Annotated in this window: 12 protein-coding genes; 8 read left to right on the forward strand and 4 right to left on the reverse strand. The window is 69.9% G+C overall.

Annotation, left to right across the window (positions count from 1 at the left end; all coding sequences use genetic code 11):
• The first annotated feature begins 56 nt into the window (after positions 1–56).
• Both ASG71_RS03510 and ASG71_RS03515 read left to right on the forward strand, forming a co-directional pair.
• Complete coding sequence (locus ASG71_RS03510; RefSeq protein ID WP_056737257.1) at positions 57–1,058, forward strand: siderophore-interacting protein; 1,002 nt, start codon at positions 57–59, stop codon at positions 1,056–1,058.
• A gap of 72 nt (positions 1,059–1,130) precedes the next feature.
• Positions 1,131–1,952, forward strand: coding sequence for an SGNH/GDSL hydrolase family protein (locus tag ASG71_RS03515; RefSeq protein WP_056737104.1), 822 nt, complete (start codon positions 1,131–1,133; stop codon positions 1,950–1,952).
• On the opposite strand, the gene ASG71_RS03520 is transcribed toward ASG71_RS03515, so the two are convergent.
• Complete coding sequence (locus ASG71_RS03520; RefSeq protein WP_056737106.1) at positions 1,949–2,236, reverse strand: YciI family protein; 288 nt, start codon at positions 2,234–2,236, stop codon at positions 1,949–1,951. The genes ASG71_RS03515 and ASG71_RS03520 overlap by 4 nt on opposite strands.
• A 93-nt stretch (positions 2,237–2,329) precedes the next feature.
• Between ASG71_RS03520 and ASG71_RS03525 the strand changes: the two genes are divergently transcribed.
• From ASG71_RS03525 to ASG71_RS03535, 3 genes are read left to right on the forward strand one after another with little or no spacing between them, the layout of a single operon-like run.
• Complete coding sequence (locus ASG71_RS03525) at positions 2,330–2,824, forward strand: MarR family winged helix-turn-helix transcriptional regulator (RefSeq protein ID WP_056737108.1); 495 nt, start codon at positions 2,330–2,332, stop codon at positions 2,822–2,824.
• Positions 2,825–2,882: 58 nt separating this feature from the next.
• Positions 2,883–3,644 (forward strand): SGNH/GDSL hydrolase family protein, encoded by a 762-nt coding sequence (locus ASG71_RS03530; protein ID WP_056737110.1) that lies wholly within the window; start codon positions 2,883–2,885, stop codon positions 3,642–3,644.
• A gap of 39 nt (positions 3,645–3,683) precedes the next feature.
• Positions 3,684–5,105: a GH1 family beta-glucosidase gene (locus ASG71_RS03535; protein ID WP_056737112.1), complete on the forward strand. Its 1,422-nt coding sequence runs from the start codon at positions 3,684–3,686 to the stop codon at positions 5,103–5,105.
• Positions 5,106–5,128: 23 nt separating this feature from the next.
• On the opposite strand, the gene ASG71_RS03540 is transcribed toward ASG71_RS03535, so the two are convergent.
• The 3 genes from ASG71_RS03540 to ASG71_RS03550 are packed head-to-tail and all read right to left on the reverse strand — an operon-like array spanning position 5,129 to position 7,864.
• Positions 5,129–5,935 (reverse strand): FAD:protein FMN transferase, encoded by an 807-nt coding sequence (locus tag ASG71_RS03540; protein ID WP_235563910.1) that lies wholly within the window; start codon positions 5,933–5,935, stop codon positions 5,129–5,131.
• The gene (locus tag ASG71_RS03545) at positions 5,919–6,425 is read right to left on the reverse strand and encodes an FMN-binding protein (RefSeq protein ID WP_056737114.1); all 507 of its coding nucleotides are present in this window, start codon (positions 6,423–6,425) and stop codon (positions 5,919–5,921) included. The genes ASG71_RS03540 and ASG71_RS03545 overlap by 17 nt, the downstream gene beginning before the upstream one ends.
• Positions 6,422–7,864: a ferric reductase-like transmembrane domain-containing protein gene (locus ASG71_RS03550; protein ID WP_056737116.1), complete on the reverse strand. Its 1,443-nt coding sequence runs from the start codon at positions 7,862–7,864 to the stop codon at positions 6,422–6,424. Before ASG71_RS03550 ends, ASG71_RS03545 begins: the two co-directional genes overlap by 4 nt.
• Positions 7,865–8,327: 463 nt before the next feature.
• Here ASG71_RS03550 and rpmB point away from each other — a divergent pair, with 463 nt between their 5' ends.
• From rpmB to rpsN, 3 genes are read left to right on the forward strand one after another with little or no spacing between them, the layout of a single operon-like run.
• Positions 8,328–8,564, forward strand: coding sequence for a 50S ribosomal protein L28 (rpmB, locus tag ASG71_RS03555; protein ID WP_056737118.1), 237 nt, complete (start codon positions 8,328–8,330; stop codon positions 8,562–8,564).
• Positions 8,564–8,731 carry a 50S ribosomal protein L33 gene (gene rpmG, locus ASG71_RS03560; RefSeq protein WP_056737121.1) on the forward strand — a complete coding sequence of 56 codons (168 nt, stop codon included), beginning with the start codon at positions 8,564–8,566 and terminating at the stop codon, positions 8,729–8,731. The genes rpmB and rpmG overlap by 1 nt, the downstream gene beginning before the upstream one ends.
• A 4-nt stretch (positions 8,732–8,735) precedes the next feature.
• Positions 8,736–9,041 (forward strand): 30S ribosomal protein S14, encoded by a 306-nt coding sequence (gene rpsN / locus ASG71_RS03565; protein ID WP_043485315.1) that lies wholly within the window; start codon positions 8,736–8,738, stop codon positions 9,039–9,041.
• Positions 9,042–9,599: the final 558 nt, after the last annotated feature.

Consider the following 9,599-nt stretch of genomic DNA (forward strand, 5'->3'; position numbering starts at 1 on the left):
CCGCCACCCTTCCCCCGCCGCCAGCCCCGACAGCCACCGCCGCCGCCACCGAACCCATGACCCGGGCCTTCGAGGTCACGGTCACGGCCACCGAGCAGCTCAGCCCGGGCTACCGCCGGATCACCTTCGGCGGCTACGCGCTGCGGGACTTCGGGGTGCACGGGGACACCCTGGACCTGCGGATCAAGCTCATGATCCCCTCCCGGACCGCCGACGGCTCCTCCGTCCCGCTGCCCGCCTTCCGGACCGAGGACCCTGGCTGGTACAGCGCCTGGCTGGCCCTGGACCCCGCCGTCCGCGGCACCATGCGGACCTACACGGTGCGGCAGGCCCGCCTGGACGCCGTCTACCCGGAAATCGACGTCGACTTTGTCCTGCACCGCGACGCCGCCGGCAACGCCGGCCCCGCGGCCGACTGGGCGGAAAGCGCCGCACCGGGCGACCGCCTGGTCCTGATCGGGCCGAACAACCGGGCAGCGCACTGCGTGACGGCCGGACGCTACGCCGGCATTGAATGGCGGCCGGGACTGGCCCGGCGGGTGCTCCTCGCCGGCGATGAAACGGCGGTTCCGGCCATCGGGGCGATCCTCGCCAGCCTGCCAGCGGACCTGAGCGGACACGCCATCCTCGAGGTCCCGTCGGCCGCCGATGTCCAGGAGCTGCGCTCGCACGCCGACATCGCCGTGACTTGGCTGGCCCGCGATGCCGCCGCCGGCCCCGTACACCACGGGGACCTCCTGCAGGCGGCGGTCCGCGCCGCGGTCCCGCCGCCTGGCTGGGCGGAAGCCACCTCCCCGCGCCCTCCCGCCGGCCCGGAACCCGAGGACGTCAACGTGGACCGGGACATCCTGTGGGAGACCCCGGCCCTGCTCGAAGCCGGCGGGCACGCCGGCCGGAACCCGGGCCCTCCCGCCGGCGCCCTGCCGTTCTACGCCTGGATCGCCGGGGAGGCGGCCAGCGTCAAGGCCCTGCGGCGATATTTGGTGCGTGAGGTGGGGATCGACCGGAAACAGGTCGCGTTCATGGGCTACTGGCGGCAGGGCAGGGCCGAACTCTAGGCGGCACTGCCGGTCACCTGATGTGACCCGCCTGTTCACCCCGGCGTCGGATACTCCCGCTACCGTGGCGCCATGGCCGAGAAGCTCCAGACCCCGCGTCCCGGCGGCCGGCGCCTCTACGTCGCCCTGGGCGATTCCTTCACCGAGGGCGTGGGGGACCGCAGCAAACGGCTGCCCAACGGAGTCCGCGGCTGGGCGGACCGGGTGGCGGAGCAGCTGGCGAAAGCGGAACCGGGGTGGGAGTACGCGAACCTCGCGATCCGGAGCAAGCGGCTGCGCCACATCATCGCGGAGCAGCTGGAACCGGCGCTGGCGATGAACCCGACCCTGGTGACCCTCTACGCCGGCGGGAACGACATCCTGGACTTCGGTACGGACATCGAGGACCTGATGGATGACTACGAGCACCTCGTTGCGGCGCTGACCGCCAGCGGCGCCACGGTCGTGCTGTTCACCGGCTTCGACGTCAAGGTCTCCGTGCTGCTCGAGCCGCTCAAGCGGCGCAACACGCTGTACAACCGGCGGGTCCGGGAGCTGGCGGCCTGGTACGGGGCGGTGCTCGTGGACTACTGGTGTTTCGACGCGTTCCACGACCCGCGGATGTGGGACACCGACCGGCTGCACATGTCCAAGGCCGGCCACAAGTACCTCGCGGCGCAGGTCCTGGACCAGCTGGGCGTGCGGCACACCATCAGCCTGAAGGAATGGGAGCCGCCGGCCCGGCTCGGGCTGCGCGATTGGGAACGGCGGCAGCGGCGCTGGGTCCACGACTGGGTGCTGCCCCTGTTCGGCCGCAAGCTGCGCGGGGTCACGCTGGGGGACCGGCTCAGTCCGCGCTGGCCCGAGCCCGTGCGGGTCCCGGCCAAAGGCGGGCTGAAAAAACTCCTGCCCTAGCTGTCCAGCAGGTTCTCGTACCCGGGGGCGACCCGGCTGGCGTGGAATTCCTCGACGTCGAACTCCGCGACGCCGTTGACGTAGAACGGGTCCTGGGCCAGGGCAGCGTCCAGGTCCGTACGGTCCGCGTTGGAGAGCAGCAGCTCGCCGGTACGGGGAATTTTGCGCCCTGCCACCATGAACACCCCCCGGTCGAAGGCGTCCTGCAGCCAGGCGACATGGGCCGGCAGGTGGAAGTCGACAATTTCTTCAGGCACCTTGTAGGTCAGGGACACAACGTACATGGCGCCAGCCTACCGCCTGGTTCGGCGCATGAAAGGGCCGCCGGAACACTTCGAACTTGAATCGTCAAGCTTCGACCCTCCTAGAATGGAGCCATGACCGAACCGCGCTGGCTCAACGCCGACGAACGCCGGGCCTGGCTGGCCCAGCTGAGCATCAACACCCTGCTGCCCGCCGCTTTGGACACGCAGCTGCACGCCGCCGGGAAGCTGTCCCTGTTCGACTACAACGTCCTGGCCATGCTCTCGGAGGCGGAGGGACGGTACCTGCCGATGAGTGAACTCGCGGCCCGGACCAGCGCCTCCCTGTCGCGGCTCTCGCACGTGGTGACCAAGCTGCAGAACCGCGGGTGGGTGGAGCGGCAGCCGCACCCGGGGGACGCCCGGGTTACTACGGCCCACCTGACCGACGCCGGCATGGCCACCATTGAGGGCCTGGCCCCGGCCCACGTCGAGGGGGTCCGGACCCTGTTCCTGGATGCCCTCGACCCGGCCGATGTCGCCGACCTCGCCCGCATCGGGGAGAAAATCGTCTCGCGCCTCGACGCCAACCACTGGATCCTGCGCGAGAACAAGCTCCCGCCCGCCTGACCGGCCCCGCCCGGGGAGGTCCTTGGTTGCCCCCAGCAACGGATGGCAGACTGGGCGAATGGAATTCACTGCCCGCTACGTTGCCCTCGGAGACTCGTTCACGGAAGGCGTGGGCGATGCCGATCCGGGCCGCCCCAACGGCGTGCGGGGCTGGGCGGACCGGGTGGCGGAGCAGTTGGGCGCCGCGGACCCGGGGTTCGGCTACGCCAATCTCGCCATCCGGGGGCGCAAGCTCCGCCAGATCCTGGCCGAACAGGTGGACGCCGCCGTCGCGCTTAAACCCACCCTAGTGACCATCTACGCCGGAGCGAACGACATCCTCCGCCCCCGGATCGACATCGACGACCTACTGGTCGAATACGACGCTGCTATCCGCACCCTGACGGCCACCGGCGCCACGGTGGTGATGTTCACCGGCTTTGATGCGCGGGGTTCCAAAGTTTTCGGCACCATGCGCGGCCGGACCGCGATCTACAACGAACTCGTGCGCGGTATTGCCGGCGACCACGGCGCGCTCCTCGTGGACTACTGGCGCTTCAGCGAATACTACGACTGGGGGATGTGGGACACCGACCGGATGCACATGTCCGCCGCCGGCCACGCCAATATGGCCAAGCGGGTCCTCACCGTGCTCGAGCACGACCACTCGATCGACGTGCCGCCCATGACGCCGGTCCCGGAGCTCAGCCGGACCGACGCGCTGCGGGCGAACGCCCGCTGGGTGCGCGAATTCGCCGGCCCGTGGGTGATGCGCCGGGTCACCGGGAAGTCCTCCGGCGACGGCCTCTCGCCGCGGTACCCGTCGCTCACCCGCCTCTAACGCACGCCCTCCAGCCCCCAGCCAAGGAGCAGCATCAGGATGAACAGCACCCCGAGCACCTTCCCTGCCGGCTTCCTGTGGGGAGCTGCGACCGCGGCCTACCAGATCGAGGGCGCTGCCCACGAGGGAGGCCGCGGGGAGTCCATCTGGGACGTCTTCTGCCGCGTCCCCGGCGCGGTCGCGGACGGCCACAACGGTGACGTCGCCTGCGACCACTACCACCGCACGGCCGAGGATGTGCGCCTGATGCAGGAACTGAACCTCGCCGCCTACCGCTTCTCCATCTCATGGGCCCGCTGCATGCCCGACGGGGTGACCCCCAACCCCGAGGGCATCGCGTTTTACTCCCGGCTGGTCGACCAGCTGCTCGCGGCCGGCATCACGCCGTGGGTCACCCTGTACCACTGGGACCTGCCGCAGGCGCTGGAGGAGCGCGGCGGCTGGGCGGCGCGGGAAACCGCAGAACGCTTTGCCGACTACGCCGCCCTCATGCATGAGGCACTCGGCGACCGGGTGCGGTTCTGGACCACGCTCAACGAGCCCTGGGTCTCCGCCTTCCTGGGCTATGCCGCCGGCATCCATGCCCCGGGCCGGCGCGACCCGGCCGCGGCGCTCGCGTCCGTCCACCATTTGCTGCTGGGCCACGGGCTGGCCGTACGGGCGCTGCGCGGGCGCGATCCCGGGGCGGCACTTGGCATCACGCTGAACCTCACGGTGGCGGACCCGGCGGATCCCGGCCGGGACGAGGACCGCGATGCTGCGCGTCGAGTCGACGGCCAGGCGAACCGGCTCTTCCTGGACCCGCTGTTCCGCGGCGAGTACCCGGCCGACGTGCTCGCGGACGTCGCCCACCTGGGGATGGCCGGCGTCGTACGGCCCGGGGACCTGGCGGTCATCGCGCAGCCGTTGGACCTGCTGGGCGTCAACTACTACCACGGCGACGCCTTCACTGCCGGGCCTGCCGGAGCCTCTGCGGCGGGCGGGGCGGACGCGGCGGGCGCTGCATCACCTTATGTCGCGGCCGACGGCGTCCGGCAGGTCCCGCGCGGGCTGCCGGTCACCGGGATGGGTTGGGAGATCCAGCCCGAGGGCCTGCGCCGGCTCCTGAACCGGGTGCACCGCGATTACACCGGCCCGGCCGGGGTCCCGATCTACATCACGGAGAACGGCGCCGCCTTCGACGACGTCCCGGATAATGCCGGGTTTGTGGACGACCAGGCCCGGTTGGCCTTCTTCGCGGACCATCTCGAGGCGGTGCACCAGTCGCTGGCGGACGGCGTCGACGTCCGCGGGTATTTCGCCTGGTCCCTGCTGGACAACTTCGAGTGGGCGTTCGGCTACCACCAGCGTTTCGGCCTTGTCCGGGTGGACTACGACACGCAGCGCCGCACGCCCAAGGCCAGCGGACGCTGGTATGCCGGTGTCGCGGCGTCGAATGCCCTGCCCCCGGCTGGCCCCTAGCCGGCCAGTCCGGGACGCGGCTTCTAGGCCCGAAAGCCCGCGGTCGCCAGGAGCCCGCCGTCGTGCCGGACGGCAAGGACCTCCACCGCCCAGGCGCTGGCTGCCCGGTTGAGCATGGCCGGGCCGCCGGCCACGATCGCCGTCGCCAGCACATCCGCGGTCACGATGTCCGCCGCGGCCACCGACACCTGGCGGAACTCACTGGCGCCGCCGCCGAGGACCCAGATGTGGTCGCCGCGCTCGGCGGAGCCGGAGGTGGCGAGGGCGCCGGGCCCCGTGCTGCCGCCCAGGGGGTAGGCGGCGATCAGGGAGCCGCGGTCCAGCGGGTCGACGATTCCGGCCTGCCATGACGCCCGGCTGCCCGGGATCGGCGACCCGGAGACCAGGACGTCGCCGCCGGCGTTGAGGCACCAGTCGCGCAGCCCCAGGGACTGCAGCGCGATACAGGCCTGCTGGATGGCGAATCCCTTCACCAGGCCGGACAGGTCGGGGACACCGTCCGGGCGCTCCGGCGTGAAGGCGCCCTCGGTCAGGAGCCGCCAGCGGGCGGCCTCGGCGTAGCGGTCTTGGAATTCCCGGGACGTCCACCGCAGGGTCAGCTCGCCGCGGGCCAGCCGGCTTGCCTCCGACCCGGTCCGGTAGAGGCTGAAGCGGGCATCGAGCGCCACGAACACGCGTTCGACGGCGGCCGCCGCGTCGCCGAGGCCGGCATCGTCCGCGGCGGTCCGGGGTTCGCGTCCGGCGGGGACGGTGAGGCTGATGACCGTGCCCATGCAGCGGAAGACTTTGGCTTTGAGCGCCGGTTGGTCCAGCTCAGAGGTGGGCTGCATCGAGGGCTGCCTGGAGGGAGGTCAGGTAGGCGTCGCTCGTGACGGTGGCTCCGCCGATGGTCTGCACGTTGGCCGACTGCGCCTGGAGCACTTCGGCACGCAGCAGGGGTGCGGCGTAGTTGCTGATCTGCACCGATCTGCCGCCGTCGTCGGTGAGCTGAAGTGCCGTGACGTCCGAGATGGTGCCGCCGCTGACGGTGATCTGCACCTGGACGGGGCCGAACCGGGTCTGGACGACGTCACCAACAAAGGTTCCCCCGGCCTTCGCCGCCGACCCGGCGGCGCCGGCGGAGCCCGCAGACCCGGCGGAGCCCGCAGACCCGGCGGAGCCAGCCGACCCGGAGGATACGGACCCGCCGGCGATCCCGGTGGTTCCGGCCGTGGAGCCGGCGGCGCTGGCTGTACCCGCGACGTGCGCTCCGGATTGCCAGCCGGCCAGCAGGATGCCCGCCGAGGCCAGGGTTGCTGAAACTGCTGCGCGAATTCTCACCAGTCGAACCTTTCGTAGTGGAGTTGTTCTTCCCGCACCCCGGCCCGGCGCGCGTCATCGAGGACATTCCGCGCCCAGCCGGCGGGGCCGCACACGTAGACGTCGGCGTCGGCCAGCCGCGGCGCGTAGCTGGCCAGCCGGTAGCCGGCCCGGGCTTCGGCCTCCGGCTGCCAGGTGTCCACGCCGGGAGGGCGGCGGCCGGTCAGATGGAACAGAGCCGCGCCGCGGCGCTGGCAGAGATCGAGGATTTCGTCCGCCAGGTAGAGGCCGGAGCTGTCATGGCCCCGGAGGATCACGGTCGCGTCCCCGGGGGCAAACGGGGTGCGCTCCAGGAGGGCGCGGATAGGCGTGATGCCGATGCCGGCGCCGACCATCACCACGTGCCTGCGGCTGCGGGCCGCGGTGCTGAAGACGCCGTAGGGTCCCTCCACGGCTACCCGCGTGCCGGTCCTGAGCCGCGCCAGGCTGGCCGAGCCCCGGCCCAGGTTCCGGACGGTGATCCGCAGCCGCCCGCCGCCGTCGGCGTCCATCTGCACCGGCTCCGCCGAGAGACTGAACGGATGCGGATGCCACCACTGTCCGGGGGTGAGGAAGCGCCAGATGAAGAACCGTCCGCCGCTGCCGGCCAGTTCATCCACGTGCCGTCCCGTCATCTCGATGCTGACCGCACAGTGCCCGGCGGCCACCACCCGGCTGACCCTCAGCCCGTGCCGGAACGTGGCGACGAGCGGCTCCAAAACCCGGTAGTGCAGGAGCGCGGCACCGGTGGCGATGCAGGCGGCCAGCCAGTACCAGCGCTGCCAGGTGCCCGCTGCGAACAGCCCGCCGACACTGAACTGGTGCGGCAGGGACGTCAGCACCGCGGCGTAGGTCAGCAGGTGGACGCCGTACCAGAACTCGTAGGGGAAACGGCGGCGCACCGCCGCCAACGAGGTCACGACGACGGCGACAAACAGCGCCAGTGAAACGAAGGCCAGCCACATGTCGGGGACCAGCACCCACAGGGACACTGCCTCGCTGACCGGATTTAGCCCCTCGGCCAGGCCGTAACCGATTGCGAGCAGCACGCCATGGGCGAGCAGCAGGTACAGCGAGGGCTTCCCGAGCTTGCGGTGGAATTGGAGGGCCCGGTCGTGGCCCACGGTGGCGTCGATGACCGGGAGCCGCGCGGCCAGGAGCAGCATGAGCAGCACCAGGTCCATGCCGGCAAGCCCGGCGACGATCCCCGCTGCCGTGAAGGCGCCGGCAGCGGTGGCGAAACCCGATGCTCCGCCGTCGGCCAGCCACAACGCGACGGCGGCCGCCACCGATGCCCAGGCGACCACGGTAAGAAGGTCTGCCCGGAGCAGCCGGCGCCGGTGCTGCCCCGCATAGGGGTTTGCGGCGGCCGGCGCCTGCCGGGGCTGAGGCCGCAGGGCTGTCCGGGATGTCGTGTTCATGGCTCCAGAGTCCGCCCCCCGGCTTTCATCTAGCTGTGAATGCACTACGCCGCTGTTGTGATTTGGCGGCACGCTCCGTGACGGCGCTTATACCCCGGGAAGGGCCGGATTGGTCTTTAATTCGCCAAGCTCGTAGACTTGGTAGGCGCTAGGTGGCGCGGAGTGGGCGCAATTGCTCCGGTTGTCGGGAAATCCTGTGAAAACAGTCCGTCCCGGTGGCCGGTAGTTAGGGGCTCAAGTTGCGGACACTCCTGTATTCGCCCGGCATCCCGGCACTCGCAGTGGTCTCCTCTGGAAACCCCGCCCCGTGCCAGCACCCACAACATTTTCGCAATGAAGACTGCGGCCGGTCCTGGATCGGCTGCTGCGGAATGGCTCGTGGGAGCCGGATGCGGACGTCGCCTGCCGCACGGCGATGCGGGAACTCCGCTGCCGTTCCAATTTATTTACGAGGAGAGTCGTCATGGCAGCACACTGCCAGGTGACCGGAGCCGAGCCGGGCTTTGGACACAGCATTTCGCACTCGCACCGCCGCAACAAGCGCCGGTTCGACCCGAACATCCAGAAGAAGCGCTACTGGGTTCCGTCCCTGCGCCGTAATGTCACCCTGCAGGTCTCTGCACGTGGCATCAAGACCATCGACGTGCGCGGCATCGACGTTGTCGTCGCCGATATCCTGGCACGAGGAGTGAAGCTCTAGTGGCAAAGGACAAGGACGTACGTCCGATCATCAAGCTCAAGTCGACCGCGGGCACGGGTTACACCTACGTGACGCGCAAGAACCGTCGTAACGACCCGGACCGCATGGTCCTGCGGAAGTACGATCCCAAGATCCGCCAGCACGTCGAATTCCGAGAGGAGCGCTAAGCACATGGCTAAGAAGTCAATGATCGCGAAGAACGAACAGCGTAAAGTCATCGTCGAGCGCTACGCTGCAAAGCGCCTCGAACTGAAGAAGGCCCTGGTTGACCCCAACTCAACCGACGAAGCCCGCGAAGCTGCACGCCTCGGCCTGCAGAAGCTTCCCCGCAACGCTTCCCCGGTCCGCCTCCGCAACCGCGACATCATCGATGGCCGCCCCCGCGGTACGTTCCAGAAGTTCGGTATCTCCCGTGTTCGCTTCCGCGACATGGCTCACCGCGGTGAGCTCCCGGGCATCACGAAGTCTTCCTGGTAATTCAGCACCCCTGAAGCCAGCGGCTTGAAAGAGGGCCGGCAACCATCTGGTTGCCGGCCCTCTTTGCGTTTAACCGCGGGATCCGCTGGAGCTGCTGACGCGGGTAAGGGGCCCGCGAGGGCGCGCACCCCAGCGGGGCGCCGGGGCCGAGGGTACTTGCAGGTGCGGTGGGGGTGCCGCCGCGGTCGGGCGGGCCTACTGGAGGGGGCCCGCAGCCGGGGCCTGCGCCGTGACCGAGCCCACAACTATTCCCGACGGCGCCGGCGCGGCTCTGCGCAGCCGAATCGGGGGCGCCAAACCGCGGATTCTCGCGGTTTCCGCTGCCCAGGGGAGCGGTTGGGGGTGGATTTGCGTGGGGTCGTGGGGGTGTGTAAAGTTATTCGAGTCGCCGCCGCTGAAGCGGAAAGATAGCGACCGACCCCCTGATAAACAGCCTGAAAAATGGTGCGGATTAGTGCGCGCCGGTTTTTGGGTGGGGACCCTTTCGTTGCTTTGGATTCCGGCGGATCGCCGGTTTGCAAAGCGGTTCGGACTCGGGTAAGTTTGAAAAGTTGCTCC

It is taken from the genome of Arthrobacter sp. Soil763 (assembly GCF_001428365.1).
GTDB lineage: Bacteria > Actinomycetota > Actinomycetes > Actinomycetales > Micrococcaceae > Arthrobacter.

Excerpts from the sequence above, each read along its gene's own strand:
- ASG71_RS03520 (WP_056737106.1), bottom strand. The coding sequence starts at position 2,236 with ATGTACGTTGTGTCCCTGACCTACAAGGTGCCTGAAGAAATTGTCGAC.
- rpsN (WP_043485315.1), top strand. The coding sequence starts at position 8,736 with ATGGCTAAGAAGTCAATGATCGCGAAGAACGAACAGCGTAAAGTCATC.
- ASG71_RS03535 (WP_056737112.1), top strand. The coding sequence starts at position 3,684 with ATGAACAGCACCCCGAGCACCTTCCCTGCCGGCTTCCTGTGGGGAGCT.
- ASG71_RS03550 (WP_056737116.1), bottom strand. The coding sequence starts at position 7,864 with ATGAACACGACATCCCGGACAGCCCTGCGGCCTCAGCCCCGGCAGGCG.
- ASG71_RS03525 (WP_056737108.1), top strand. The coding sequence starts at position 2,330 with ATGACCGAACCGCGCTGGCTCAACGCCGACGAACGCCGGGCCTGGCTG.
- ASG71_RS03530 (WP_056737110.1), top strand. The coding sequence starts at position 2,883 with ATGGAATTCACTGCCCGCTACGTTGCCCTCGGAGACTCGTTCACGGAA.
- rpmB (WP_056737118.1), top strand. The coding sequence starts at position 8,328 with ATGGCAGCACACTGCCAGGTGACCGGAGCCGAGCCGGGCTTTGGACAC.
- ASG71_RS03515 (WP_056737104.1), top strand. The coding sequence starts at position 1,131 with ATGGCCGAGAAGCTCCAGACCCCGCGTCCCGGCGGCCGGCGCCTCTAC.
- ASG71_RS03510 (WP_056737257.1), top strand. The coding sequence starts at position 57 with ATGACCCGGGCCTTCGAGGTCACGGTCACGGCCACCGAGCAGCTCAGC.
- ASG71_RS03540 (WP_235563910.1), bottom strand. The coding sequence starts at position 5,935 with ATGCAGCCCACCTCTGAGCTGGACCAACCGGCGCTCAAAGCCAAAGTC.